The following is a 26,748-nucleotide window of genomic DNA, read 5'->3' as shown; positions in this document are numbered from 1 at the left end:
AGTGGAGCGCCATGAAGACGATCGGACTCCTCCACGGCATGAGCGACGTCGCCACCGCCGACTACTACCGGCGCATCAACGACCGGGTCAACGAGCTGCGCGGCGGGCACGAGCGCGCCGAACTGCTGCTCTCCAGCGTCAATTTCGGTGACATCGAACGCTTCGTCCGGGCTGACGCGTGGGACGAGGCCGGTGCGTACCTCGCGGACAAGGCCCGCGGCCTGGAACGGGCCGGAGCCGACTTCCTCGTCTGCGGCAGCAACACCATGCATCGGGTGGCCCCGGCCATCGAGGCGGCCACGCCCCTGCCGTTCCTCCACATCGCGGACGTGCTCGCCGGTGCCGCGCGCCGCCAGGGCCTCCGCACCCTGGGGCTGCTGGGGACCCTGCCGGTCATGGAGGCGTCGTTCTACCGGGAGCGGCTGGCCGGACACGGCCTCTCCGTGATCGTCCCGGACGAGGCGGACCGCGTCCTGGTCGATCAGGTGATCTTCGATGAGCTCACCCGGCACCTCTTCACCGGCAGATCACGTGACGCGTTCGTGCGGATCATGCACGAGCTGGCCGGCCGTGGCGCGGACGCCATCGTGCTGGGCTGCACCGAGATCACCCAGCTCGTCGGCCCCGAGGACTTCCCCGCTCTCCCGCTCCTGGACACCACCGCCCTCCACGTCGAAGCGATCGTCGACGCCAGCCTGAGGATCTCCCGTTGAAACACCGCACGACCGGAACGATCCCCGCCACCCGCCGCGGGCTCATCGACCTGGACCTGGACCTGGATCTGACGCCCGGGCGACGCGACCGGCTGGACGCCGCGGGCAGGCCTTCGTGACCATGGGCTTCCGTTCGATCGTGGCGTACGCGCCGGAGAGCCTGAGCACGCTGGGCCTCGGCCTGGCAGTCAAGATCTTCTCCGATCGTTATCAGCTCGGCGTCTCGTGCTTCGACTTCGCCGTGGCGACCGACACACCGGGGCCGGTGGTGACGGACCTCGGCCTGATCCAGCATGTGGAGCACGGACTCGACCGGCTGGCACAGGCCGATCTGATCCTGCTCATCCCCGGCGAGGACTACCCGGTCCCGACGCCCGCCGCGACGGCGGCGCTGCGGGCCGCACATGAGCGCGGCGCGATCATCGCCGCCTACTGCAGCGGGTCCTACCTGCTGGCCGGCACCGGCCTTCTCGACGGCCTGCGCGCCACCACGCACTGGCGCATGGCCTCCGCCCTCGCCGCCCGCTTTCCCAGGGTCAGGACCGTCCCCGACGCCCTCTACGTGGACGAGGGGCAGATCGTGACGTGCGCGGGCGCGGCCGCCGCCCTGGACATGTTCCTGCACCTGGTCCGGCGCGAGCACGGGTCCTCGGTGGCCAACATGATCGCCCGCGACACGGTGGCCTCACCTCAGCGCTTCGGTGGTCAGGCCCAGTACGTCAGCTCTCCCGTCCCCGAGGACGAGCGCATCCCCGCGGTGCTCGCCTGGGCGTGGGAGAACCTGCGGCAGCCCCTGTCCGTGAACGAGCTCGCGGCACGGGCGCACATGAGCCCCCGCACCTTCGCCCGGCGCTTCAAGACCGCCACGGGCACCACGCCCCACGCCTGGCTCCTCAACCAGCGCCTCAACCGGGTCGAGGAGCTCCTCGAGACGACGGACCTGAGCATCCAGGAGATCGCCAACGAGACGGGTTACCGCAACACCACCGTCCTGCGCGAACAGTTCATCAAGCGCCGGGGCATGCCGCCTCGGGTCTATCGCAGCTCCTTCCACCGCACCTGCACGGCCGGCACCGAGGCGATCCGATGAGCGAGGCCGTCCGATGAACGAAGCCGAGCGCCGCGCGAACATCCAGGCAAGAGTGCGCAAGGGCAGCATGTTGCGCACCGCCGCCCTTCTGTTGTGCCCGGGCTGGGACCTGCTCCGAGACAGGTTCCAGGCCGTGGAGATGCTCCGTGCGGCCGGGATCCCCGATCCCACATATGTCGTCCAGGACGCCAACCCCGCGAGCTCGGCCTACGCCGCCGAGGAACTGCCGCAGCTGGTTCACCGCGACGGCCGTTGGACGTTGGGGGTGTCGCAACGGGGCACCTTCGCCGGCCGCGCGCACCCCAGCGAAGCCCAGGCCGCGCAACTGTTCGTCCAATGGGTGCTCTTCTCCTCCGTGGTCTCGATGGGCGGCGAGGGAATCGAGCCGCACATCGTCTCCCGCTACCGGGACGCCGTCCGGCGCGCCCTGGCGGAGACCAGCGGGCTGGCCGGCATTCCTTAGCGATGGCACATCCGCCCCACATCTTGACCAGGTCAAGATGTGGGGCGGGTGTCCGGTCGACAACGTCGGTTATCGGGTGAACGCCTGGAACTCGGCTGCTCTCACGAGGGCCGCACGCGCGCTGCCCGCCGTGCAGTCGGTGGTCGAGCGCGGGTCGTTGTCCTGCTCACCCGCGAAGGCCGGGTTACCGGTGCACTGGCTCGACAACACGCGCAGCCGCAGGTGCGTCGCGGTGGTGTCGCGCATGTCGAACGAGCGGATGATGAGTTCCGGTGCGCGCGGACGCGGGCGCCGGGCCGGGAACGCGTTGGCCGGGCTGGTGTAGACGCGGGAGAACGAGGCGTCCTGCGAGCAGTCCGCCTTCGCCGCGTCACAGGCCAGGACCTCGAACTGCTGGAGGGCGGAGAAGCGGTTCTGCGACCCGCCCGGCGTGTGCTCGGGGTCGCCCGGCTGGGTCGGCCGCAACATCGCGCTCACCTGCACCCGCCCGATCCGGACGGCCTTGTCCCCGGCCAGGTCGACGGTCACCTGCCGGCCCGCCACGGGCGCGGTCAGCGACTGCCAGTTGGTGGCCTCGGTCTCGTCGACGAGCCCGGCGTGGCCGACCCCGTCGCCGGCGGCGGTCGCGCCGTTGGCCGCCGCGGCCTGGTTGCGTGTCATCGACGCCCAGAGGTTCTCGGTCGAAGGCTTGATCGTGGCACTGAGACGCTTGTGCCCGAACCCGGCGCCCACCGCGACGAAGCTGTAGCTACCCGGGATGATCTTGAACGTGTCGCCCAGCGGCGTCGCGGGGTCGGTGTCGGCCACCGGCATCGCGCGGCCTTCGTAGTCGCCCACGTACAGCCGGACCGCCGCGCCCTTGGCGTCTCCGGACGGGCGCAGCTTCACGGTCGCGTTCTTGGCCCGCGGCGAGGCGAAGCTCGCCACCGGGTCGGCGTCGGCCGGTCCGTTGCTGGACGCGCCCTCACCGAGTCCGTGCTGCGCGAACGCGTTCCAGATCAGGGTCTGGTTGGCGCCGCCGAAGCGGATGGTGTCCGCGGCCAGCAGCGCGTCGCGGTGGTCGACGTAGCTGACCGCGCCGCTCGCCATGAGCAGGAGCGCGTCGAACGACAGCTGCGCCCAGCGCCGCGAGCCCGGGCACTTGCCGACCGGGACACGCCCGTCGGCGCAGGCACGGTTGCGGGCCTTGCTGCCCTTGCCGTAGCGGTCGACGAACGCCTGGCGCACGTCGAACTGCGTGGCGGACCAGATCTCGCCGTCGGCGTGCACCTGCTGCCCGACCAGGTCGTAGGCGATGTCGCTGTAGTTGAGGGGGCTGCGGCTCATGTCGTAGTTGCGGATCCCCGCCTTCGGGTCTCCGGTCACGTACGCGCCGGTGACGTAGCGGGTGTCGCCCGGCGGCCGGAACCCGTACTCGTTCAGGTACTCCATCGCGAACAGGTCGGAGGTGCTCTCGTTCATCGCACCGGCCTGCGGCCCGCTCCAGCCGGCGTCCGGCCCGGCGATCATCCGCCCGGAGATGGCGTGCGTGTACTCGTGGCCGATGACGCTCATGTCGTAGTCGCCGTCGACGCAGGGCGAGTAGAACGCCCCGGCCACCGGCTGCCACATGTACATGTTGGTGATCGCGGGCATGCCGTCCGGCGGGGTGATCTGGTTGGCGTTGTCGCGGACGCTGGCGATCCGGGCCCCGGCCTGGGCGTTGCCCTGTTCGGGGTCGCCAGCCCTGCCGCCCCGGTCGCCGTTGTCGGACTGCATGTTCCACGCGGTCTCGGTGAATCCGAGGCGGTACGACCAGTCGTGCATCCGGTTGTGCATCGCGAAGAGGTTCGACATCGCCGCTTCGAGGTCGGCTTCCTGCGGGCTGTCGAGCGTGGCCGGGTTGCACTTCTCACGCAGCCACTGGTTGGTCCAGGGATACCTGTAGCGCCGGTCGGCCTTGGGCGCGTTGGTGCGGGTTCCGACGGTGAACGGGTCGCCGCTGGCACGGTTCTCGTACGTGCGGGCCGCGTTGCCCAAGCTCGTGTTCGTCGGCGCGCCGGTCGCGTGGTCGACGTCCCATGCCTTGCCGGTGGCCGGGTCGCCACCGACCACGAAGTCACAGCCCTTGGCAGGGATGAAACACCACGTGTCGCGCGTGTCCTGGGAGGAGTAGCCTGGCGCCGCCGGGAACACGTCCCAGCGTGGATCCTCGGCGTGGTCGACGAGGTTCTCCCGGATCAGGACCTCCCCGGTCCGGGCGTCCACGTAGGAGTTGACCGCGACGGGCTCGCCGTGCGCGTCACCTTGGTGGCCGTGCGAGCCGCCGGAGTCGATGAGCGTGACCTGGTACGCGCTGCGCACGCCTGCGGGAGTCGGCACCGCCACCAGCCGGGTGCGCTTCGTCTCCGCTTCGGAGACCGCCATGTCGGCGTCGCGGGCCGCGGACTCGACGGCCTTGTCCTGGCTGAGCGTCGCCGGCGCGGGCGCCGCCGAGTCGCGGGCGAGGGTCGAGGAGACCGACACGACCTTGCCGCCGACGACGCCGACCGCGACCTGCCCGTCGTATCCGGCCTGGAGGTTGCCGAAACGCTGGCGCAGCAGCACCGCCGCGCCCTTGCCGATCGGGTTGACCGCCACCCGTTCCAGCGCCGCCACGCTCTGCTCGGACAGGCCGAACAGGTCGCGGTGCTCGGTGAGATAGGCGCGGGCGGCACGTTCGGCATCGTTCGGCAGCCCGGCGTCCAGGGGCGCGCCCGCCCGGGTGACCGTGGCCGGGGTGCCGAGCTTGTTCCAGCGCACGACAGCGCCTTCGGTCGCTCCCTGCTGTGCCGCGGTCGGGGCGATCCGCCCGGCGCGGATGTCCTTGTCGGGCTTCAGGGTGTGTTCGGCCTGGATGTCAGGGGGCTTGGGTTGGGCGGCGCGGGTCTCCCCCTGCGCCGTGCCGACTGCGGCGGCCGATAGGAGTAGTCCCGTGGTCGCCAGCGCGACCCCGCGAATCCACCTCGTCGTGGGCACTAGGAACCTCCAGCGGGAACGGGCCGGTGGGCCCGGTCTCGGACTCGGTCGCGTGATCTCGCGACGACGTTGAGGCAAGCAGCTGGGGAGGTGTGTGGCTATAGCGACAGATGACCAGTAACGGCCGGAAACAGAATGATTGAGGTAGATCCGGGCCCCCGTCTTGGGGACTTGACACCCGGGGACGCAAACCTACAATTCTGCTTAGAGGTTCCTTTCAGTCCGAGAAGGAACCGGTCGGAGTCCTCAGAGTTTCTTCGGAGGTGTTGCACGATGTTGCTGACGTCGATCGATCCCTTCGTCCAGGAGTTCGAGCGGCAGTTCGACCGGATGGCCCGGCAGGCGTTCAGCCAGGCCTCGGGACAGGGCAACGGCGCCGTCATGCCGATGGACGGCCTGCGCCGCGACGACGACGTGGTGCTGCGCTTCGACCTGCCCGGCATCGACCCCGGCTCGATCGAGGTCACCGTGGACCGCGGCGTCCTGAGCGTGTCGGCCCAGCGCGAGGAGGAGTACGGGGACAACGAGCGCCTCTTCGTCCGCGAACGCGTCATGGGCACGTTCACCCGCCGGATCTACCTGTCGGAGCACCTCGACGCCGAGGCGATCGAGGCCGCCTACGACAACGGGGTCCTGGCGGTGCGGATCCCCGTTCTGGAGAAGGCCCGCGCCCGCAAGGTCGAGATCAAGCACAGCGAGAAGAAGGCGATCAAGGCCTGACGGCCGCCCCGGCACCGCCACCCTTCCCGGCGACCAGGCCGGTGGGCGGGCGACCGGACCCGCCCACCGGCCCGTTCGCAGAAAGGAGGTGGAATGAGAGAACCCGCACCGCTCGACGACGAGCACGCGCCGATGTTCACCGTCGGGCAGGTCGCCGACATGCTCGAGGTACGGCAGGCGTTCCTCCGCAGGATCGACGACCACCGGGTCGTGTCACCCCGGCGCTCGGCCGGTGGACAGCGCCGCTACAGCCGGCACGAGATCCGGCAGGTCCAGCAGGTCGTGACGATGATGGGCGAGGGCATGACCCTGACCGCGATCCGCCGGATCATCGAGCTGGAGCACGAGCTGGCCCGCCTCACCCGCGAACGCGACGAGCTACAGCGCCGTCTGGACGACCACGCCGAAGGCGCCTGACCACACTGAAGGCGCCTCGAAAGGCTGCAACGCCGCAGCCCTGCCGTGGGCCGGAGCTAGAGACGGCGGTTGACGAGCGGGGTGAGCTGCCGGATGTCGTGCCGGGCCCTATGACCTGCCACTGTCGGGGGCGCGAACGAGTAGGTTGCGGTTGTGGCAAAAGAACGATCACACGGTGGCGATGATCTGGCGATGTCGGCCGCGATGGCCGGGGCCATCGGCGGCCTCGCGGGCGCGGCTCTGACAGGGCATCGCGGACGGCGGGCGGCGTTGACCGGCGCGGCCGCCGGGGCGATCGGGCTGGGCGTGGCGGAGGCCGTCGCCCGGTCCCGGCAGCGGCCCGGCGAGATCCCCGCCCTCTGGCAGCGGATCGCGATGAGCGGTGCCATGAGCGCGCCGCTCGGCTGGACGGCCGGGCGGCTCGGAGCCGGGCCGCTCCCGGTCGGCACGGCGGCGGGCATGATCGCGGGTGCGCTGGGCGTCCGGCCGCAGAAGGTCGCTCTCGGCCCGGTGGTCGGCGCGGCGGTCGGCGGGGCGTACGCGGGGAGGCGCCGCAACACCGGAACGCGTCGCACCGGGGCGGCGGCCGCATCCGGCGCGGCCGCGGCTGTCACCGCGGTGGTCGCGTTCCGTGTGCTGTCGGCGCTGTTGTTCCGCGACGCGCAGGTCAGCCTGGTGGCCGAGCGGGTGAAGGACCTGCCGTTCGTGGTGCCCCTGGAGGCACAGTCACGGTACGTGGGCACGTCCTATGTACGTGAGCTGGCCAAGGTGATGGGCGGCGCGTACACGCCGGACACCCCGGACGTCGGCATCGTGGCCTCGCTCGACGAGCTGGCCGGGCCCGACTTCGACCCGGCCGGCGTCGATCCGCGGGTGCGGGAGTTCTACGAGCACACCTCGCGGTTCACCCTGGACATCGTGCCGGAGTGGCGGCTGTGGGTGCGGCCGGGATACCTGCTCTACCGCACGTTCCTCGCCCGCCCGCTCGGCCAGGCCAACGTGCCCATGAACCAGCGGGACGTCCAGCGCGGGATGCGCAGCCGCATCGACACGATCATCCCCGACCAGAGCGACGTGGTGACCGTCCGCGGCTGGATCCGTTCCTTCGCCGACACCGACGAGCCCATCTACGTCGGCATCTACACCACCTACCGGCACGGCGACCGCGGATATGTCAGCGTCGGCTTCCCGCTGCCGCAGGCCAGCTTCACCGCCACGCTCGTTCCTCAGGCCCGCCCGGGCGGCGGCCTGGTGCTCACCAGCCAGAGCGATCTCGATCAGCCCGGTCACTACCTGACCTACATCGACGCCGACACCCGGGAGCTGACGACGCTGGCGGTGCACGGTTTCGCCGAACGGCTCGACGTCTACGTGCAGGACGGCGAACTCCGGGCCGAGCACGCGTTCTCGGTCTTCAGCATCCCGTTCCTGGTGCTGCGGTACCGGATGATCCGCAAGCCCGGCCACTAGTGGGCTGCGGCGTCCCAGTCCCGGCCGGTGCCCAGGGCGACCTCCAGGCCCACCGTGAGCGGGTAGGCCGTGGTCATCTGGGCATGGACGAGCTCCTCCACCTGCACGCGCTCCCCCGGGGCCACTTCGAGGACGACCTCGTCATGGACCTGGAGGAGGAGCCGGCTGCGCAGCCCGGCGGCGGTGAGGGCGTCGTCCACCCGGAGCATCGCGATCTTGACGATGTCGGCGGCGGACCCCTGGATGGGGGCGTTGAGCGCCATCCGCTCCGCGGTCTCGCGGCGCTGCCGGTTGTCACTGCCCAGATGGGGGAGATAGCGGCGGCGGCCGAGGATCGTCTGGGTGTAGCCGGTGTGGCGGGCCTCCTCCACCACATGGTCGAGGTAGTCGCGCACGCCGCCGAGCCGCTCGAAGTAGGCGTCCATCAGCGGCTTCGCCTCCGACACCGCGATGCCCAGCTGCCGGGCCAGGCCGAACGCCGACAGGCCGTAGGCCAGACCGTACGACATGGCCTTGATCTTGCGGCGCATGTCGGCGGTGACCGCCTCCGGCGCGACCCGGAAGACCTGGGCGGCCATGGTGGTGTGCAGGTCCTCGCCGGACTCGAACGCCGAGAGCAGCGTCGGGTCCTGCGAGAGATGCGCCATGATCCGCAACTCCAGCTGGCCGTAGTCGGCGGTCAGCAGCGCCTCGTAGCCCTCGCCGGGCAGGAACGCCTGCCGGATGCGGCGGCCCTCCTCGGTGCGGATCGGGATGACCTGGAGGTTGGGCTCGGTGGAGGTGAGCCGGCCGGTGGCGGCGACGGTCTGCTGGAACGTGGTGTGGATGCGGCCGTCGGCGCCGATCTCGCGGATCAGCCCCGCCACCGTCATGCGCAGCCGTGACTGGTCGCGGTGGTGCAGCAGGATCTCCGGAAGCCCGTTGTCGGTCTGGGTGGCCAGCCAGGTCAGGGCGTCGACGTCGGTCGAGTGACCCGACTTGATCTTTTTGGTCTTGGGCAGCCCGAGCTCGCCGAAGAGCACCTCCTGGAGCTGCTTGGTCGAGCCGGGGTTGAACGGGTGCCCCGCGATGTCGGCGGCCTCGTCCGCCGCGCGCTCCATCGCGTCGGCGAACTGCTTTTCCAGCTCGCGGAGCAGCGCGGCGTCGACGAACACCCCCGCCCGTTCGATCCGGGCGAGCAGGGCCGACAGCGGGAGCTCGACGTCGTTCAAGATCTCGGTCATGCCCGTCGAGCGGAGCTCGGCGGTGAACCTGCCGGCCAGGTCGAGGACGGCGCGCGCCTCGACCATCAGCCCGGCGGCGCCGTCGGCGGGCGGCCGGTAGCCCAGGTGGCGGGCGGCGAGGTCGGCGATGCCGTACGCGGCGAGGCCGGGCAGCAGGAGGTAGGCCGCCATGGCGGTGTCGGTGGCGATGCCCTCCACCCGCCAGCCGCGCTCGGCGAAACAACGCAGCAGGGACTTCACGTCGTGCAGCGCCTTGGGCCGGCCAGGGTCGGCCAGCCAGCTCGTGAAGGCCCGTTCGTCGGACTCGGTCAGCCGCGCCGGCTCGAATGCGGCCGCGAAGCCGTCACCGGTGGCGAGCGCGATCCGCAGGACGTCGCCCGCGCCGCGTACCCACGTGGTCTCGGCGGCCAGGCCGACCGGCACCGCCAGCTCATCCGATGCTCCGGCCGCCGCCCGTGTCTGGAGCCAGTCCGCCAGCTCCCCCGGGCCGAGCTCGCGTCCCTTGAGCGGAGCCGTGTCCCCAGCCGGACCGCCGGAGTCACCCGTCCCGCCCGTGCCTTCGTGCGCCTTGCCGTCGCCCGGGTCTGCCGCGAAGAGACGCTGGCGCAGGCTGGCGTTGCGGAACTCCAACTCGTCCAGCAGCCTCGTGAACGCCGGGAGGTCGTACGGCCGGCGGAGCAGATCGTCGAGCCCCACCGGAAGGTCGACGTCGCGGACGAGCTCGGTGAGCCGCCTGTTGAGCCGGACGGTCTCCAGCGCGTCGCGGAGCCTGTCACCGGCCTTGCCCTTGACCTCGGCGGCGCGCTCCACCAGCGCCGCCAGCGAGCCGAACTCGCGGATCCACTTGGCTGCGGTCTTCTCCCCGATGCCGGGGATGCTCGGCAGGTTGTCCGACGGGTCGCCGCGCAGCGCCGCGAAGTCGGGGTACTGGCGCGGGGTCAGGCCGTACTTCTCCTCGACCGCCGCCGGGGTGTAGCGGATCATCTCGGCTGCGGTCCGGTAGAAGTAGAGCGCCGTGACATCCTCGCTGACCAGCTGGAGCACGTCCCGGTCGCCCGTGACGATCAGCACCTGGAAGCCCGCCGCCTCCGCCTGCGCGGCCAGCGTCGCGATGACGTCGTCGGCCTCGTAGCCGGGCACGCGGAGCGTGGTCACGCTCATCGCCGCGAGCAGCTCGCCGAGGACCTTCATCTGGCTGTGGAACTCGTCCGGCGACCGCGACCGGTTGGCCTTGTAGTCGGGGAAGGCCTCGGTGCGGAAGGTCTGCCGGGAGACGTCGAACGCGACCCCGACATGCGTGGGCTGCTCGTCCCGCAGCACGTTGGCCAGCATGTTGGCGAACCCGTAGACCACGTTGGTCGGCTGGCCCGCCGTGGTGGTGAAGTTTTCCACGGGCAGCGCGTAGAAGGCCCGGTAGGCCAGCGAATGGCCGTCGAGCAGCAGCAGGCGTGGCCGGTCGGTCATGCTGCCATCCTCGCAGGTGGCCCTGACAATCGGGCTCGACGACCAGGCCGGGCCGTCCGGGGCTTGTTCCGATCCCGAAACGACCTTACTTTCTGATCAGGTCCTGACCGGGGAGGCAGCCGATGGGCGACGGCGACGGCACCGGCAACGCAGCCGCTTCATGCGGACCCGACCACCACTTAGCCGACCACCCCTTAGCCGACCACCACATGGCCGACCACGTCTTGGACCGCCTCGCCGAGGATCTCGGTGCGGCCCGGGCCGCCGTCCACCCGGCGTTACGGGCGCGGTATCTCGCCCAGATCCAGTGGCATTCCGGCTGGGCGTTACGGCAGGCCGTCACCGAGTGCCGGGAACGCCTCGGGATGACCTGGCGCGACACCGCCTCGTCGCTGCGGGTGCCGTACCCGACCCTCTATCGCCAGTACACGGCGGGCGGACGGCTCGTGGTGGGGGAAGCCCCAGCCGAAGCCCCAGCCGGAACCCCGGCCGAGGAGCCGGACAGGAAGCCTGCGGGTCCCGAGTTGCTCATCCTGGGCGAGATGATCGTCCGCGCTGACGGCAGGAACGTGGCGCTGCCCGGTCCGAGCGTTCGCGGCCTGCTCGGCGCGCTGCTCCTCTTCCCCGGCGACATCGTGGGGGAAGACCGGCTGCTCGAACTGGCATGGGGAGAGCGGGGCACCCGCAGGGCCCTGCAATGCGCCGTCCACCGCCTGCGGAGCTGGTTACGGAGACTCGCCGGCCAGCCGTGCCGCCTGGAGCACTCGGGGTCGGGGTACCGGCTCATGGTGCCCGCCGAGTCCGTGGATCTCGCCCGGTTCCGTGCGAGGGTGCGGGCCGGTGCCTCTGGTGATCCCGACCGCCGTCTCGCGCTGCTGTCGGCCGCCCTCGGCGAATGGCGGGGCCCGGTGCTGGGCGGACGGCCCGAGTGGCTGGCCGACGACCCGGTCGTCCGCGCGGTGGAGCAGTCCCGCGTGGACACCGCGGCGACGCTCGCCGACCTGGCGCTCCGGCTGGGGCGGTCGGCGGACGTGGTGTCCCTGGTGGCGGAGGTGGCCGCCGCCGCGCCCTACGACGAACCATTACAGGCCCGGCTCGTCCGGCTCCTGTCGGCGTCCGGTCGCCACGCCGAGGCGTTACGCCAGGTCGAGCGGGTCCGTGAGCGGCTCGCCGACGACCTCGGGATCGGCCCGTCCGAGGAGATGCGGAGCGCCCACGCGGCGGCACTGCAGGAGGACAGCCGGTTCGTTCCCATCCCCATGCAACTGCCCCCGGACGTGCCCGACTTCACCGGACGTCACCGGGAGATCGAGACCATCTGCGATCCGATGCTCGCCGGGCGCGGGCCTCTCGTCTTCGCGGTCAGCGGAGGCCCGGGGCTCGGCAAGACCGCGCTCACCGTCCACGTCGCGCACCGGATGGCCGCCCTGTACTCCAACGGGCAACTCCACGCGGACCTGCGCGGATCCGATCCGTACGTCGTGCTCGGGCGGTTCCTGCACGCCCTGGGAGTGGACGAGCAGGTCCTGCCCTGGTCGCTCGACGAACGCGTGGCGCTGTACCGCTCCCGGACGGCCGGCCGGAGGGTGCTGGTCCTGCTCGACGACGCGGCCGACGAGGCGCAGGTCCGCCCGCTCGTGCCCGGCGCGGCAGGGTGCGCCGTGCTCGTCACCGGCCGCACCTGGCTCGCCGGCCTGGCCGGGGCGCGCCTGCTGAAGCTGGGCGTACCGGCCCAGGACGAGGCCGTGCGGCTGCTGTGCCGGGTCTCGGGCCGGCCGGGGCTGGCGGCGGATCCCGCGGCGGCCGAGATCGTGCGGCTGTGCGACCGTGTCCCGCTGGCCGTGCGCATCGCGGGGGCGCGGCTCGCGATGCGGCCCCGCCTGAGCGCGGCCGGGCTCGCGGGGCGGCTGCGCGACCCGGATCGGCGGCTGGACGAGCTCGCCGTGCACGGCCTGTCCATGCGGGCGAGCCTGGATTCGGCCTACCGGGATCTCGCCGTCGCTCACCGGGAGACGTTCCGGCAGCTCGGGGCCCTCCCCGCGACGGGTTTCCCGGCCCGGTCCGCCGGTGCCCTGCTGGGCGTCTCGGCCGAGTCGGCGACGGCCCATCTGGAGGCGCTCGCGGACGCCGGGCTCGCCGACGTCGTGGGGGACGAGGCCCGCGGAGAGGTGCACTACGCGCTCACCGATCTCATGCGGATCTACGCGTTGGAACGTGCCCGGCACGGCGTATCCGGCTGAGAGCGAACCGAGAGCGTTCTGAAAGCGGTGCTCGGCCAGGATTCAGCTCGTGATCGCATCGCCGCCGTTCATCCGCTTCGATCCACCCGAACTGCAGGACGGCTCGCTCGTCGTACGGGCGATCCCCGCGGAGCTCCGGGAGAGCAGGCGGACCGGCGCCGGCGTTCCCCTCGCCTATCTCTACGAGCACATCCCGGACGGCATGCCGGAGAGCGACGTCAGCTTCACCGCCGGCCATTTCGACGAGCTCAACCTTGTGTGGTCCTTCTCCGGCGAGCTCACCGGAATCTCTGGGATCACCGAACCGCTTTCGCCGGAGTGACCGGCGAAGAAGGAGGGCACCATGTCCGACACTCTCACCCGCGATCCGCTGCTGATGGCGCGGTCGTTCACCGACGGCCACGTCCTCGACCCCGACTTCCGTCCGCCGGCCGACCAGAGCAACCAGCCGCTGGCCTACCTCTACTCGAACTGGGACGGCGTCCCGGCGGCCGCCGACTTCGGCTACTTCGACGACGACACCCAGACCTGGGTCTCCCCGCCCGGCATGCCCACCGCCGGCACCGTCACCTACACCCGGACGTACTGCTACAACACCGACTCCTGCTACGACGACAGCTGCGCGTAAACGATGACCGCGAACCCGGGCCCCAGCGTCCTGATCCTGACCCAGGAATTCGATCTGACCGTCGATCCCGTGATCACTGCGCTGAAGGAGCGTGGGGCCCGGGTCGTGCGCGTCGACCTCAGTTACTTCCCGCGCCGGATGCAGCTGACGACCTCGGACTTCGGCGGCACGCCGCGGCGGCTGCTGCGCGACGTCGAGGCCGGCCGCGAGGTCGATCTCGACGAGCTGTCGGCCGTCTGGTACCGCCGCCCGACCGCGTTCGACTTCGGCCCCGACATGGGCAAGGCGGAGGGCGAGTTCGCGCGCCGCGAGGCCATGCAGGGCGTGGGCGGCATCCTGCGGGCGACCAACTGCCTGTGGGTCAACCGGCCCGACGTCGACGCCGTCGGGGAGCTCAAGCCGTTCCAGTTGGAGCTGGCCAAGCGCCTGGGACTGCGCGTGCCGCGCACCCTGGTGACCAACGATCCGCAGGAGGTCGTCGACCTCCTCGACTCCTCCGACGGCCCCATCGTCTACAAGGCGTTCACCGGGGGCGTCATCCACTATCCCGGCGCCTTCCCGGCCGGGCTGCTGACCACCGTGGTCGGGGACGAGATCCGGGAGAACCTCGACCGGGTCGGCCACACGATGTGCATGTTCCAGGAGTACATCGAGAAGGCCTACGAGGTGCGGCTGACGGTCATGGGCAACACCTACCTCCCCGTCACCATCAGTTCTCAGGAACGCGACAACACGCGGGTGGACTGGCGGGGCGAGACCACCGACATGCCCTACGGCCCGTACCACCCGCTGCCCGAAGAGATCGTCAAGAAGACCCAGGCGCTGCTGACCGAGCTCGGCGCGGTCTACGCCGCCGTGGACTTCATCGTCACCCCGTCCGGCGAGTACATCTTCCTCGAGGTCAACCCGATGGGGCAGTTCATGTGGATGCAGCACGACATCGGCATACCCATGGGCGACCATTTCGCGGACCTGCTCATGCGGGGCGGCCCGTTCACGCGGGGAGAGGTGACCCAAATCGGCTACTGACCAGGTGGCGTTCGCCTGCCAGACGGTCGTCGCGGTCACCTTCGCCTACTCCGCGGCGACCAAGGCCGCCGGACGGGCGGCGTTCGCGGACTTCCGCGGCTGGCTCTCGTCGGCCGCGGGGGTCGCGGCCGGCGCCGTGGCGCCGGTGGCCGCCGTGATGGTGGCGCTGGAGGCGGCGACGGCCGTGGCCGTGCTCGTTCCCGTGCTGGCTCCGGCGGGATTCGTGCTGGCGGCCCTGCTTCTCGCCGTCTTCTCGGCGGGCGTGCGCTCGATGATGCGGCGCCGGGTCGGGGTGCCGTGCCGGTGCTTCGGCAAGGGCCGGCGCCCGCCCGGCGTCCTGCACCTGCTCCGCAACGGTGCGCTGTTCGCCGTCGCGGTCGCGGGCGGCGCGCTCGCCTCCCCGCTCTTCGCCGACACGGCCGGTGCCGGCCCGCCGCCGACTGTGCTTGCGAACGGCGGGGAGGCCGCCGCGCTGCTCGCCGCCGTCGTGGGCGGCACGGCCGCGCTGCTGCTGATCAATCTGGAGGAGATCGTCGCTCTCTACCGCCATGAACGGCCATGAACCATTCGTGAACCGCCCGTGAGGAGTCCCCATGTCCTACTCGGCGGCCGCCGTGACCCTGATCGGCGTGCTCAGCCTGATCAACATCGCGCTGACCCTCGGCATCGTGCGGCGGCTCGGTGACCTGCAACGTCCGGCGGCCGGAGTCGGAGGGCCCGGCGGCCCGGGTGGCGACGCTCGGCCGATGACGCTGTCGCCCGGCGCCAAGGTGGGTCCGTTCGAGGTCACCGCCGTGGACGGCTCGACGGTGTCGCACACCGACCTGACCGGGCCGACGCTGGTGGCGTTCCTCGCGCCGGGGTGCCAGGCGTGCGACTTCGCCGTTCCCTCCTTCCTGGAACGCGCCGAGCAGGCGCCCGGTGGCCGCGACCACGTGCTGGTCGTCATCATGGGCACCCCGAAGCTCGGCATGGAGCTTCGTGAGAAGCTCGCGCCCGTGGCGCGCGTGCTGACCGAGGAGGTGGAGGCCGGCCCGCTCGTGCAGGCCTTCGGGGTCATCGGGCTTCCCGCGTTCGCGCTGCTGTCGGACGGCAGGATGGTCTCCAGCCACACCGAGCCCGAGCACATCCCGGACGCCGCACCGGCATGATCCGGCCGATCGCGTCGTCGCTGGCGGCGGCGACCGAGCTCGCCTGGTCGTCCGGGCGCGGCAGATTGCTCCTCCGCGTCGCGCTCGCCCTGATGGTCAGCGCCATGCCGGTGGTGGTCGCCTGGCTGACGAAGGCGGTGCTGGACCGGCTCGCCACGCCGGGGGCGTCGCTGACCTTCCCCGTCCTGCTGCTCGCGCTCGCGGGAGTCGGCGTCGCGTTCCTCCCCGAGGTGACGCAGTACCTGGAGGGCGAGCTGGAGCGGGCGATCGGCCTCATCGCCCGCGGGCGGCTCTACGCGGCGATCGCCGGGATGCCGGGGCTGCGCCGCTTCGAGGATCCGCGCTTCCATGACCGGATCGCGCTCGCGACGCAGGCCGGGCCGAGCGGCCCGTCGGACGTCGTCGGCGGCGCGCTCGGCGGCGCGCAGGGCCTGCTCACGCTGACCGGGTTCGTCGCCACGCTCGCCGTGCTCAGTCCCTGGATGCTGGTCCCCGTCCTGGCCGCCGGGGCGATCGCGCTGAACGGCCAGCTGCGGCTGAGCAGGTATCGGGCCGAGACGATCGCGAGGCTGGGCCAGGCGTCGCGCCGTGAATTCTTCTTCGCGCAGTTGCTGACGAGCGTCGGCGCCGCCAAGGAGGTGCGCCTGTACGGTCTGGGCGGCCTCTTCGGCACCCGCATGCTGGCCGAGCTGCGGCGGATCAACGCCGGTCATCGCAGTCTGGGCCGCCGCGAGGTGCTGATCCAGGGTACGCACGGGATCCTCGGCGCGGGTGTGGCGGGCGCCGGGCTGTTCTGGGCCGTGACCACCGCCCGGGCCGGGGGCCTGACGATCGGCGACGTGTCGATGTTCATCCTGGCGACGGCGGGCGTGCAGAACGGGCTCACGATCGTGATTCACGGCGTGGGGCGCATGCACGAGGCGATGTTGCTGTTCGGCCACTACCGGTTCGTGGTCGGAGCCGAGCCGGATCTCCCCGAGCCGGTGGCCGTGAACGGCTCGCGGCCGTCCGTCCGGCCGCTCACGAAGGGCATCGAGCTGCGGGACGTGTGGTTCCGCTACGGCGACGATCTGCCGTGGGCGCTCCGGGGCGTGAACCTGACGATCCCCGCGGGGAGGGCGACGGCGCTGGTCGGCCCGAACGGCGGGGGCAAGAGCACGCTGGTCAAGCTGCTGTGCCGGTTCTACGACCCGACGCGCGGGGCCGTGCTGTGGGACGGCGTCGACCTGCGGGAGCTCCCGGTGGCCGAGCTCCGGCGCCGCATCGGCACCGTCTTCCAGGACTTCATGGCGTACGAGCTCAGCGCGGCCGAGAACATCGGCGTCGGTGACCCTGCTGTGCTTCCCGCTGACGCCCTGGCCGATTGGGAACGCGGCGACCGGGCACGAGTGGTCGACGCGGCGCTCCGTGCGGGCTGCCATGAGACCCTGACCGGCCTCCCCAACGGCTACGAGACGATGTTGTCGCGGACGTTCGACCCGATCAACCACGACGATCCCGCGACCGGGGTGCTGCTCTCGGGCGGCCAGTGGCAACGGGTCGCGCTCGCCAGGGCCCTGCTCCGCGACGACGCCGATCTGCTCGTTCTGGACGAGCCGAGCTCCGGGCTCGACGCGGAGGCCGAGTACGAGGTCCACCGGCGGCTGCGCGACCACCGCGACGGCCGCACCAGCCTGCTGATCTCACACCGGCTCAGCACGGTCCGGGACGCGGACTCGATCATCGTGCTGTCCGGCGGAACCGTGGCCGAGGAGGGCTCGCACGCCGCGCTCCTCGGCCACGGCGGCCTCTACGCCCGGTTGTTCGGGCTGCAGGCCTCCGGCTACCTGGACGCCCCTCAAGACCAGGTGTGGACGTAGGAGCCGCTGCCTTGCTCCTGCAGGTAGTCGACGCAGCCGCCCACGGTCGTGAGGACGGGGTAGTCGTACTCCTGGATCAGGTGGCCGACCTGCTTGCCGATCATGTCGACGAAGACCAGGAAGTCGATGGAGTCGAGCGCGAGCTCGTCCCGCAGGTCGGCCTGGTCGTCCAGCGTGCCCAGGTCGACATCGGGGGTGAGCCTCTCGATCGCCTGCGCCACCAGCTTGTGCGCTTGCCCGCCGTCCATGGTTCCTCCCGCCGCCGGCTTGCCCGTCCATCTCCTTTTGTACGCGTCCTCCTTTTGTACGCGTCCGAGCCGCTACGCACAGCAGCCATAAGCCCTTTGTTCTCGGCCGGAAGTCCCGCCCGGCAGGGACTAAGGTCCCTCCGCCCGGGTGGCCGGCAGGATGCGGCGCGGTCCCTTCGGGGTCTTGCCGCGCTTGCGCCATTCCCTGGGGTAGCCGACCGACACCTCCTCGAAGGGAACGCCGTCGCTCCAGATCGTTCGCGGGATGTGGAGGTGGCCGTACACGACCGCCACGGCGCCGTACCGCACGTGCCAGTCGGCCGTGCGCACGGTGCCGCACCACTGGGCGAACTCGGGATACCAGAGGACCTCGGTGGGCTCGCGGGTCATGGGGAAATGGTTGACCAGGACGGTGCGGGTGCCCTCCGGGAGGGCCGCCAGCCGGCGTTCGGTCTCGGCGATGCGAGCGTCGCACCAGGCGTCGCGGGTGGGGTACGGGTCCGGGTGGAGGAACTTCTCGTCCGTGCACACGACGCCGGCCGCATACGCGATCTCCAGCGCCTCCTGCTTGTTGGACGCGCCTTCCGGCCGGAACGTGTAGTCGTACAGCAAGAAGAGCGGAGCGACCGTCACCGGCCCGTCCAGCCCCTCCCACACGGGGTAAGGGTCCTCGGGAGTCACCACGTCCATGCTCCGGCAGATCTCGACCAGGTGCCGGTAGCGGGCGTCGCCGCGCAGTTGGACGGGATCGTCCTTCGTCGTCCACAGCTCGTGGTTGCCCGGCGCCCAGATCACCTTGGCGAAGCGTTCCCGAAGCGTGCGCAGCGCCCAGTCGATGTCGCCGACCTGCTCGGCGACGTCGCCCGCCACGATGAGCCAGTCGTCCTCAGCCACGGGCCGCAGACCGGCCACGAACGCCCGGTTGTCCTCGAACCCCACGTGCAGGTCACTGATCGCGTAGAGATCGCCCATGGGCGGATCCTAGGCGACCCACCCTGGTCGGCTGGCGGCGTCAACCGTCGGCGAGTCCCGGGTAGACCTTGAGGGCGTTCCCGCCGTGAACGAGGGCGGCGGTCTCGTCGTCGAGGTCCAGGGCGGCGGCGACCGCGTGGGCGTTGCGGGCGATGCCCGGGACTCCGGGCCAGTCGGTGCCGAAGATGAACTTGCGGGCGAGCCTGGCCAGATCGTGGCGCGCGTAGTAGTCGGGCAGGCGGCGCGGCGGCAGGCCCGACAGTTCGATCCAGACGTTGTCACGGGAGAGCGCGAGGAAGGCGGCCGCGTCGTACCACCAGCCCCGGCCGCCGTGCGCGAGCACGATGGTCAGGTCCGGGAAGTCACGCAGGACGTCGTCCAGCGGGGTCGGGTCGGCGTACTTGTTGGACGATCCCGGGAACGAGCTCGTGCCGCAGTGGACGACGACGGGTATCCCGGCCGACCGGCACACCTGGTAGGCCGGATAGAGGGCGGGGTCCGCCGCTGAGAACCCGCCGTGGACAGGGTGGAGCTTGAGCGCCACCGCGCCGGACTCCAGCTGCCGCTCAAGCTCGGTGTCCACGGGGTAGTGCAGGTGCGGGTTGATGTTGGCGATCGGCTTGAACCGGCGCGGGTTGTGCTTGACGAGCGGCAGCAGGTCCTCGATGGGCTGCAGGCCGGTCGCCTTGGGGCTGTACTCGGCCAGCAGCAGCGCCACGTCCACGCCCTCGGCCTCGAAGGCCGCGTCGATGCGTTCGGGCACGATCGTCCCGTCCGCATCGTACAGGTCCTGCCAGGGGTGACCGGAGCCGAACCGCTCGGCCCAGTCGCGCCAGGCCGGACGGAGGGTGGGCAGGCGCGCGGCGTGGACGTGCGCGTCCACGAGCGGGTGGCCGTCGATCATCGCGCCGCCAGCAGCGACGCGGCGAACTCCCGGACGGCGAAGCGCTGGAGCTTGCCGGTGGCCGTGGTGGGCAGCTTGTCGACGATCAGCACCTCGCGGGGACGTTTGAACGAGGCGAGTCCCGCCCGGCAGAAGGCGATGAGCTCGTCCGGCGTGGCGGCCGTGCCCTCCTTCAAGACGACGCACGCGACCGGCTTGTCCAGGCCATCGGCGTCCGGGAGGCCGACGACCGCGGCGAGCGTGACGGCCGGGTGTTCGAGCAGGCGGGCTTCGACCTCTGTAGGCGACACCCAGATGCCGCCTGCCTTGAGCATGTCGTTCGTTCGGCCGAGGCAGGTGTAGTAGCCGTCGCCGTCTGCGACATAGGTGTCTCCGGTGCGCAGCCATTGGCCCTCGAAGACCCGCCTTGTGGTGTCCGTACGGCACCAGTAGCCCGTGGCCAGGGATTCGCCCCGGACGAGCAACGATCCGGGTGTACCGGGTTCCACGTCGTTCCCGTCCGAGTCAACGATTCGCAAGTCATAACCAGAGACCGGCCTGCCCGTGGTGCCGGGACGGACCTCGCCCGCCCGGTTGGACAGGAAGATGTGGAGGGCCTCGGTGGTTCCGATCCCGTCGACCAGCTCGACGCCGAACCGTTCGGTGAAACGCCGGTACAGCTCGGGTGGCAGCGGCTCCCCCGCCGAGACCGCCAGCCGTACCGAGGAGAACGTGTCGGAGGGCAGCCCGGCGGCGAGCAGCGCCGCGTAGAAGGTCGGCACCGCGAAGAAGAGCGTCGGACGGCCTTCGCTCAACCGCTGGGCGGCCGAAGCCGGGGTCGGCCTGGCGGGGTCGAGGATCGTGGTCGCGCCCACGGACAGCGGGAAGAACAACGAGTTGCCGATGCCGTAGGCGAAGAACAGCTTGGGAATCGAGAAGCAGCGGTCGGTGGCGGTGATGCCGAGCACCTCACGCGCGTACGACTCGGTCACATGGCGGATGTTGGCGTGCCGGTGAACGGCGCCCTTGGGGGTGCCGGTGGTGCCAGAGGTGTAGAGCCAGAGGGCGGAGGAGTCCTCCCACGTGTCGTACGGGTCGCCGTCGTTCCCCTCCTGGGCGAGGGCGTCGAGGCGGTGGAGCGCGGCTTGGGCCGGGGCGGTGAAGCCGTCGTCGCCGTCAATGACGACGTGGCGCAGCTCGGGGGCCTCTGCCGCGGCCTGTTCAGCGGCGAGAAGGAAGGGGGCGCCGGTGGCGAGCACGCGGGCGCGCGCGTCGCGCAGGACCGAGCCGAGTTCCTTGCCCGTCTGCATGGTCGACACGGGCACCGCCACGGCGCCCATGCGCATGACGGCCAGGATCATCGCTGCCAGCGCGGGGCCGTCCGGCATGAAGAGCACGACGCGTTCCTCGGGCCGCACGTCGTGGGCGCGCAAACCGGCGGCCAGGCCGCGCACGCGGTCGGCCAGCTCGCGGTAGGTGAGGGTGCCGAGCGGCCCGGTCAGGGCGACGTGCTGCTCCTTGCCCTCGCCGAGCCGGGCGTCGAGGAGGTGGGTGCTGGCATTGAAGGGCCTGTCGACCATGCCGCAATGCTCTACATACTTAAGACGACCGTCAATATGTTTGTGGAATATTGAACGGCCTGATGCTGCCCTGGCCGTCAGGCGAAGCCGTCAGGCGAATCCACGCAGCGTCGCCGAGACCGTCATCCGGAACCGCCGGTCGGCCGTCCCGGGATCGCCGAGCAGACCGGACGACTCAAGGCTCACCAGCCCCTGCACCGCGGCGAAGAGCCCGACGGCGGCGTCCTGAGCGTGTCCAGGCCCGAGGACCGCCGCCACGCGGCCGACCACGATCCGGTAGATCGCCTCGGCCGCCGCGGTGTCGTCGTCATCGGGCCTGAACTCGGCGAACGGACGCGAGAACATCACCTCGTGCAAATGCGGATGGCGGCGGGCGAACGCTCGTACGGCGAGCGCCAGTTCCACCACGTCGGCCTCTGGATCGTCGGTGACGTCCAGCGCCGACAACTCGGCCGCCAGCCGTGCGAACCCCTCGGCGAAGATCGCCCGGACCAGCCCGGCCTTGCCGCCGAACAGCTCGTTCACCGCGGCCAGCGACGACCCCGCCCCGGACGCGACGGCACGGGTGGTCACCGCCGTGGTGCCGCCGTCCGCCAGCAGGCCCGTCGCCACCGACACCAGCTCGCCGCGCAGCTCCTCGGTACGCACCTTGCGCCGCCCCATCCGCCCCACCATAGCCAGGGGATCAGTCGGCGACGAGCCGAGCCCGGCGCCCCTCATGCTCACGCTGCCGACGCACTACGTACGTGCCCGGTGCGCAGCCGGACGCACCATGCTCGGGGTGAAGCAAGTAGGCGATGGCTGAGGCGTGGAAGAGGCCGATGGCCAGAAAATCGGAGTCGTACACCTGAGTCGTCCAGCGGACGGTCCCCGGGTCCGCCACCAGCGTGTGCGGGTTGCCACCGGCCGCGCCGCGCAGCAGTTCGATCCCTTCCGGCGGCACCTTCTTCCAGACCGGATGTGACCAGAACGTCACGGCGGAATCGATGAGGGAATACGGGATGACGATCAGGTCGCCCTGGGCCTGGAGGCCGTCGACGACGGGGATGCTCATCGACTGCTCGAGATGGTCGAGCACGGCGATGCCGGTCTGCTGGGAGAGGGAGGCCAGGGTCACTTGTGCAGTCATCGGAGTCACCTCAGGTTCGGCGGGACAGAAGCGAGTACTGCTCGGCGGACAGTCCGTAGGTCCAGCCGGCGGCGGCGATCGGGTCGTTCAGGAAGCCCGGCACGGTGAGCCCGTACCGGCGGCGCCGCCCGTCCCGTTCGACGGAGCCGTTGACGGCGAGGAGCACCTTGGTCTCCTTGCGCATGTCATAGAGCCGCAGTTCCGAGCCGGGGTTGCCGGGGTCCGGGGCCGAGGCGACCAGCCTGAGCCCGGCCTGGTCGATGTACGAGGCCCACCCGATGTGCTCGATCGCGCACCGGCGCACCTCGACGTTGGTCTCCCGTTCGATACGCCTGACACATGGATCGGTCACGACCCACGCGGGCACCTGCGCGCCGTGCCAGGCGTAGAGGTCCCAGCCGTCCGCGTACCGCACCGCGGGCCCGTCCGCGCAGTGCAGCCGGAGCTCGCCGTTGTCCCCGGCGACCTCGGTACGCATCACGACGGGCCGTTCGGAGACGACGCACACGTCCTCGCGAGGCCACCACCAGCCACACGACTGCGCCACGGCCGCCCAGAGATCGAATTGGCGCGCCTGTTCCGGCGTGAAGGCCACCCTGGCCACCTGGCGCAGCGCGTCATAGTGGCCCAGCCACCCGACGCACTGCGTGCTGGACCAGGCATACGCGAGGTCGCTCCCCACGTCGTGCGCCGCACGGAGAACCATGAGCGGAGCGCGGAACGTGTCCCACAGCGGGTGCTGCACCTTGGTACGGATCACGTATTCCAGCGCCCGCTGGCAATGCTCCACCTGGTCATCGAGCTGCCCGCGCAGACTGTTCATCAGCGTGGCGAACCGGTGGGGCAGCGGCCAATCGTCGAGGAGTTCGATGCTCTCCCACCGGCGGGCGCCCCGCGGCACCGTCGCGAGCGCGGTGACCGGGGAGGAGGCCCAGTGGAAACGAGGTGGATCGAGCCCGATCAGGCTGTAGAGCCCGGAGATGGCCGCTTCGGCGGCCGGACGGTCGGCGGGCTGCGTCGACAACGCGTGGCCCAGCCATTCTGTGCGAATTCTGGCAGCTTCCCGCTGCACCGGATCGCTCACCGGAGGAGGGCTTCCACGCCCCTTTCATTGATCATGCCCGCCATGGTGACAGACCCGTCAGACCTCGTCCACCGATTTTTAGCGGGGTCTCGCAGGTGTCGTGTCCGATCCACTGCGAGGACGCGATAAAGTTTCCCTGTCGCCGCGGAGGGCCGGGAGGCCCGTCGTAGCGCAAGCGGAAGTGGCTCAGGGGTAGAGCATCACCTTGCCAAGGTGAGGGTCGCGGGTTCAAATCCCGTCTTCCGCTCCACTGTGACCCAGGCTGCGGCCTGGGTCTTTCGCTTATGACACGGGCGCTTGTCACGCGGGCTCCAAGGCCTTGCCGAGGGCGTCCAGCAGCCAGCGGTGGCTTCGGCCGAACGTGGCGAACGTGCCGGTCACATCGGTGAAGAGGTCCCAGTAGCGGTCGATGCGCGGGTCTTGATCGAGGAGTAGCTCCCGGTGCAGGTAGTGCCGGAACTCAGGAGTGTCCTTCCGGTCGCCCCTTACATGTGCGTGGGCCTCGACGAAGCGGTCCAGCGCGGGGCCGGGCTGAGGCTGCTCCCCGGCCAGCAGTGCGGGGATGGCGAGTGTGTAGGCTTCCGCGACGCCGCGCATCAGTGTGCCTTCGTCGGAGATCTCCGCCTGGTCGATGCGTTCACGGACGCGGCGTGCGTTTCCGAACGGGTGGCTGTGGGCCATGACGACCATTTCGGCGAACGCGACGACCTGCGCCGGGGTCGGATCGGCCGGGGGGTCGGGGACGGCCAGTTGCACGAGGCCCTCCATGATCTCCGGACTCACGTACGCGCGGACCATGCGCATCCAGAAGTCGACGATGACGTCCCTGGCCGCCGGGCCCTGGGCGTGGGCGAGAAGCTCCAGGCGCGCCGCGCGTTCGGCCGGGCTCGCCTCCTCCACCGCGCGCAGGGAGGCGCGGCGCCAGGCGAGGGAGGCCAGCTCGACGTCGAGCGCGGCACGTTCCGCGGAGATCGCCTCGTCGAGCGAACGCTCCCCCGTCAGCACGTTCGCGATGGCGGGGAGACCGAGACCCAGCCCGCGCAGCCGCCGGACGAGGCGCAGCCGCTCGACGGCGTCCGGATCGAACCGGCGATGCCCGCCCGAGCTGCGGCGGACGGCCAGGACGCCCTCGTCGCAGTAGAACCGGATCGTTCGCACGGGCACGCCGGTGAGCCGGGACAGCTCACCGATGCCGAGCGACCGATCAGTGATCATCCCAGCTGGGCCTCCGCCTCGGCGAGGACCTCCTGGATCCGCAGGCCGTGCTGGGCGTCGAGCGGATGGCCTCCGCCGTTCCGCACCGTCGCGGCGAACTCGGCGACCATGGTGGTGAACGTGTCCTGGCTGACGTGCGACCAGTCGAGCTGCGCGTTGCCCCGGCGCCCGTACACATCGACGCGCGCGGGCGGCGGCTCGACCACGCTTCCCATGGAGACCGAGGCCTCGCTGACCGCGCCGCCCTCGTGTTCGAGCAGCAGTCCGATCCAGCGCAGGGGGTCGCCGTGCGCGCGGACCCCGGTCACGCGGCCGAGCGACGCGTCGAGCAGGTCGACGATGTGCGGGCCGAGGTCCAGCAGCGCGCCGCGTTCGAGCCGCCATGGCGTGGCGAACGGCCCGCCGCTGAGGACCGTGGAGACGAACGAGCCGTGCCCGCCGAACGGCTCCAGCTCGCGCACCTCGCGCAGGTAGCTCCGGGCGGCCTCGGAGTATCTGATCGTGAAGACCATCTGGGAGGCGACACCGGCCTCGCCGATGGCGCCGGCCACCCGCCGGGCGCCCTCCAGGTCCATGGCCAGTGGCTTTTCGAGGAGGACGGCCTTGCCCGCCCGGGCGGCCTTGCCCGCGTAATCGGCCTGCACGTCGGGCGGGACGGAGAACGCGACCGCCTCGCAGGAGTCGAAGAGCTCCTCGATGCGGGTGAAGGCGGGCACGCCGTACTTGGCGGCCAGCTCCGACGAGGCCTCCGGGCGCCGCGCCCAGATCCCCGCGAGACGTGTGTCCGGGCCCGCGTCCAGCGCGGGCGCGTGCACCATGCCGGCCCAGGGCCCTGCCCCGACCAGCCCGACTGATACCGGTTCATTCACCCCATGAGCCTAAGGGACCGGTCCGTACGGGAGATCGAAAGGGACATGGCCGCCGCGACGAGGCAGATGACGCCGGCGCCCCACCAGGCCATCGTGTACGTGCCGAACGAGGTGCGCAGCGCGCCCGCGGCGGCCGCGGCCACGGCGGCGCCGAGCTGGTGCGATGCGAAGATCCATCCGAACACGATGGTGCCGCGCGCGGCGCCGAAGACCTCCCGGGTGAGCGCGATGGTCGGCGGCACGGTCGCGACCCAGTCCAGCCCGTAGAAGACGATGAACACGACCATGCTGGGGTGGATCGACGAGCCGAACAGCACCGGCAGCGCCAGCAGCGACAGGCCGCGGAGCGCGTAGTACCAGCCGAGCAGGACCCGGCTGTCGACGCGGTCGGTGAGCCAGCCCGACGCGACGGTGCCCACGATGTCGAAGATCCCCACCAGGGCGAGCAGCCCGGCGGCGGTGGTCTCGGCCATGCCGTGATCGTGGGCCGCCGGGATGAAATGCGTGCCGACCAGGCCGTTGGTCGATGCCCCGCAGATGAAGAAGCCGCCTGCCAGCAGCCAGAACTCCTTGGTGCGCGAGGCGTCCCGCAGTGCGCGCAGGGCGACGCGTGCGGCGTCGCCCTTCACCTCGGGTTCGGGCTCGGCGGCCGTCGCCCCGTACGGGAACAACCCCACGTCGGCGGGACGTTCCCGCAGCACGAGGATCACCAGCGGCACGACGGCCAGCGCGGCGACCGCGACCGTGACGGACGCCGAACGCCAGCCGTGCCGCTCGACCAGCCAGGCCAGGACCGGCAGGAAGACCAGCTGGCCCGTGGCTCCCCCGGCCGTGAGCACGCCGATGACGAGCCCCCGGTGGCGGCTGAACCAGCGGTTGGCGACGGTCGCCGCGAAGACCATCGCCATCGACCCGGTGCCCATTCCCACGAGGACGCCCCAGCAGAGCACGAGCTGCCAGCTGGCGTTCATGAAGACGGTGAGCCCGCTGCCCGCGGCCACCAGCGTCAGCGCGGCCGAGGTCACGCGCCGGATGCCGAACCGCTCCATCAGCGCGGCAGCGAACGGGGCGGTCAGCCCGAACAGGACGAGGTTGACCGAGACCGCGAGCGACGTCGTCGCGCGCGACCAGCCGAACTCCTCTTGGAGGGGAACCATCAGGACGCCCGGGGTGGCCCGGAATCCGGCGGCGCCGATCAGGGCGACGAAGGCCACGGCGGCCACCGGCCAGGCCCGGTGGATCGGGAACCTGCGGCGGGGCGCGGCTGCCGGGCGCGTCTGCGACGTATTGAGCACTCGGACACT

At 71.1% G+C, this 26,748-nt stretch carries 26 protein-coding genes and 1 tRNA gene; 15 read left to right on the top strand and 12 right to left on the bottom strand.

Annotated features, from left to right (window positions below; genetic code table 11):
* Positions 1–11 precede the first annotated feature (11 nt).
* Genes F8566_RS33580 through F8566_RS33570 form a run of 4 tightly spaced genes read left to right on the top strand, consistent with a single transcriptional unit; the run spans position 12 to position 2,266 of the window.
* Entirely contained in the window at positions 12–713 is a 702-nt protein-coding gene (locus F8566_RS33580; RefSeq protein WP_151565888.1) for an aspartate/glutamate racemase family protein, read from the top strand.
* On the top strand, positions 710–832 hold the full coding sequence (locus tag F8566_RS52435; RefSeq protein ID WP_264159494.1) for a hypothetical protein: 123 nt from the start codon (positions 710–712) through the stop codon (positions 830–832). Before F8566_RS33580 ends, F8566_RS52435 begins: the two co-directional genes overlap by 4 nt.
* Before the next feature lie 2 nt (positions 833–834).
* Positions 835–1,803: a GlxA family transcriptional regulator gene (locus F8566_RS33575; RefSeq protein ID WP_151566025.1), complete on the top strand. Its 969-nt coding sequence runs from the start codon at positions 835–837 to the stop codon at positions 1,801–1,803.
* A gap of 13 nt (positions 1,804–1,816) precedes the next feature.
* Positions 1,817–2,266: a hypothetical protein gene (locus F8566_RS33570; RefSeq protein WP_151565887.1), complete on the top strand. Its 450-nt coding sequence runs from the start codon at positions 1,817–1,819 to the stop codon at positions 2,264–2,266.
* A gap of 69 nt (positions 2,267–2,335) precedes the next feature.
* Here F8566_RS33570 and F8566_RS33565 read toward each other — a convergent pair whose 3' ends face one another.
* Positions 2,336–5,263, bottom strand: a complete 2,928-nt coding sequence (locus F8566_RS33565; protein ID WP_225993735.1) for a M36 family metallopeptidase — start codon at positions 5,261–5,263, stop codon at positions 2,336–2,338.
* Between the two features lie 273 nt (positions 5,264–5,536).
* Between F8566_RS33565 and F8566_RS33560 the strand changes: the two genes are divergently transcribed.
* From F8566_RS33560 to F8566_RS33550, 3 genes are all read left to right on the top strand, one after another.
* On the top strand, positions 5,537–5,983 hold the full coding sequence (locus F8566_RS33560) for an Hsp20/alpha crystallin family protein (RefSeq protein ID WP_151565886.1): 447 nt from the start codon (positions 5,537–5,539) through the stop codon (positions 5,981–5,983).
* Between the two features lie 93 nt (positions 5,984–6,076).
* Entirely contained in the window at positions 6,077–6,400 is a 324-nt protein-coding gene (locus F8566_RS33555) for a MerR family transcriptional regulator (protein ID WP_151565885.1), read from the top strand.
* A gap of 192 nt (positions 6,401–6,592) precedes the next feature.
* Positions 6,593–7,870 (top strand): hypothetical protein, encoded by a 1,278-nt coding sequence (locus F8566_RS33550; protein WP_151565884.1) that lies wholly within the window; start codon positions 6,593–6,595, stop codon positions 7,868–7,870.
* Here the strand turns inward: F8566_RS33550 and polA are convergent.
* On the bottom strand, positions 7,867–10,557 hold the full coding sequence (gene polA, locus F8566_RS33545; protein ID WP_151565883.1) for a DNA polymerase I: 2,691 nt from the start codon (positions 10,555–10,557) through the stop codon (positions 7,867–7,869). The genes F8566_RS33550 and polA overlap by 4 nt on opposite strands.
* A 209-nt stretch (positions 10,558–10,766) precedes the next feature.
* On the opposite strand from polA, the gene F8566_RS33540 reads away from it, so the two are divergent.
* From F8566_RS33540 to F8566_RS33510, 7 genes are read left to right on the top strand one after another with little or no spacing between them, the layout of a single operon-like run.
* Positions 10,767–12,797 carry an AfsR/SARP family transcriptional regulator gene (locus F8566_RS33540; protein WP_192809991.1) on the top strand — a complete coding sequence of 677 codons (2,031 nt, stop codon included), beginning with the start codon at positions 10,767–10,769 and terminating at the stop codon, positions 12,795–12,797.
* Between the two features lie 49 nt (positions 12,798–12,846).
* The gene (locus F8566_RS33535; RefSeq protein ID WP_151565881.1) at positions 12,847–13,119 is read left to right on the top strand and encodes a hypothetical protein; all 273 of its coding nucleotides are present in this window, start codon (positions 12,847–12,849) and stop codon (positions 13,117–13,119) included.
* Positions 13,120–13,140: 21 nt separating this feature from the next.
* Complete coding sequence (locus F8566_RS33530) at positions 13,141–13,425, top strand: hypothetical protein (RefSeq protein ID WP_151565880.1); 285 nt, start codon at positions 13,141–13,143, stop codon at positions 13,423–13,425.
* Between the two features lie 3 nt (positions 13,426–13,428).
* A complete protein-coding gene (locus F8566_RS33525) occupies positions 13,429–14,454 on the top strand; it encodes an MvdC/MvdD family ATP grasp protein (protein ID WP_151565879.1) in 1,026 nt (341 codons plus the stop codon).
* Positions 14,455–14,458: 4 nt separating this feature from the next.
* The gene (locus F8566_RS33520) at positions 14,459–15,016 is read left to right on the top strand and encodes a MauE/DoxX family redox-associated membrane protein (protein ID WP_151565878.1); all 558 of its coding nucleotides are present in this window, start codon (positions 14,459–14,461) and stop codon (positions 15,014–15,016) included.
* A gap of 31 nt (positions 15,017–15,047) precedes the next feature.
* The gene (locus F8566_RS33515) at positions 15,048–15,605 is read left to right on the top strand and encodes a TlpA family protein disulfide reductase (protein ID WP_151565877.1); all 558 of its coding nucleotides are present in this window, start codon (positions 15,048–15,050) and stop codon (positions 15,603–15,605) included.
* Positions 15,602–17,464 carry an ABC transporter ATP-binding protein gene (locus F8566_RS33510; protein ID WP_151565876.1) on the top strand — a complete coding sequence of 621 codons (1,863 nt, stop codon included), beginning with the start codon at positions 15,602–15,604 and terminating at the stop codon, positions 17,462–17,464. The genes F8566_RS33515 and F8566_RS33510 overlap by 4 nt, the downstream gene beginning before the upstream one ends.
* On the opposite strand, the gene F8566_RS33505 is transcribed toward F8566_RS33510, so the two are convergent.
* From F8566_RS33505 to F8566_RS33475, 7 genes are all read right to left on the bottom strand, one after another.
* Entirely contained in the window at positions 17,443–17,712 is a 270-nt protein-coding gene (locus F8566_RS33505) for an acyl carrier protein (protein WP_151565875.1), read from the bottom strand. The genes F8566_RS33510 and F8566_RS33505 overlap by 22 nt on opposite strands.
* Before the next feature lie 129 nt (positions 17,713–17,841).
* Positions 17,842–18,684 carry a metallophosphoesterase family protein gene (locus F8566_RS33500; protein ID WP_151565874.1) on the bottom strand — a complete coding sequence of 281 codons (843 nt, stop codon included), beginning with the start codon at positions 18,682–18,684 and terminating at the stop codon, positions 17,842–17,844.
* A 40-nt stretch (positions 18,685–18,724) separates the two neighbouring features.
* Positions 18,725–19,588, bottom strand: coding sequence for an amidohydrolase family protein (locus F8566_RS33495; protein WP_151565873.1), 864 nt, complete (start codon positions 19,586–19,588; stop codon positions 18,725–18,727).
* Entirely contained in the window at positions 19,585–21,147 is a 1,563-nt protein-coding gene (locus F8566_RS33490; RefSeq protein ID WP_151565872.1) for a benzoate-CoA ligase family protein, read from the bottom strand. Before F8566_RS33490 ends, F8566_RS33495 begins: the two co-directional genes overlap by 4 nt.
* Before the next feature lie 90 nt (positions 21,148–21,237).
* On the bottom strand, positions 21,238–21,810 hold the full coding sequence (locus F8566_RS33485) for a WHG domain-containing protein (protein ID WP_192809990.1): 573 nt from the start codon (positions 21,808–21,810) through the stop codon (positions 21,238–21,240).
* Between the two features lie 22 nt (positions 21,811–21,832).
* Positions 21,833–22,276 (bottom strand): hypothetical protein, encoded by a 444-nt coding sequence (locus tag F8566_RS33480; RefSeq protein ID WP_151565870.1) that lies wholly within the window; start codon positions 22,274–22,276, stop codon positions 21,833–21,835.
* Positions 22,277–22,286: 10 nt separating this feature from the next.
* Positions 22,287–23,360, bottom strand: a complete 1,074-nt coding sequence (locus F8566_RS33475) for a DUF6745 domain-containing protein (RefSeq protein ID WP_151565869.1) — start codon at positions 23,358–23,360, stop codon at positions 22,287–22,289.
* 175 nt (positions 23,361–23,535) lie between these two features.
* Between F8566_RS33475 and F8566_RS33470 the strand changes: the two genes are divergently transcribed.
* Positions 23,536–23,610 (top strand) — tRNA-Gly (locus tag F8566_RS33470).
* A 50-nt stretch (positions 23,611–23,660) separates the two neighbouring features.
* On the opposite strand, the gene F8566_RS33465 is transcribed toward F8566_RS33470, so the two are convergent.
* The 3 genes from F8566_RS33465 to F8566_RS33455 are packed head-to-tail and all read right to left on the bottom strand — an operon-like array spanning position 23,661 to position 26,739.
* Positions 23,661–24,575, bottom strand: coding sequence for a MerR family transcriptional regulator (locus tag F8566_RS33465; RefSeq protein WP_151565868.1), 915 nt, complete (start codon positions 24,573–24,575; stop codon positions 23,661–23,663).
* Entirely contained in the window at positions 24,572–25,444 is an 873-nt protein-coding gene (locus F8566_RS33460) for a Gfo/Idh/MocA family protein (protein WP_225993734.1), read from the bottom strand. Before F8566_RS33460 ends, F8566_RS33465 begins: the two co-directional genes overlap by 4 nt.
* Complete coding sequence (locus F8566_RS33455; protein ID WP_151565867.1) at positions 25,441–26,739, bottom strand: MFS transporter; 1,299 nt, start codon at positions 26,737–26,739, stop codon at positions 25,441–25,443. Before F8566_RS33455 ends, F8566_RS33460 begins: the two co-directional genes overlap by 4 nt.
* Positions 26,740–26,748: the final 9 nt, after the last annotated feature.

The sequence above is a fragment of the Actinomadura rudentiformis genome, assembly GCF_008923185.1.
GTDB lineage: Bacteria > Actinomycetota > Actinomycetes > Streptosporangiales > Streptosporangiaceae > Spirillospora > Spirillospora rudentiformis.
Note: the sequence above shows the minus strand (reverse complement) of the source record. Positions and strands in the feature narration are given on the sequence as shown.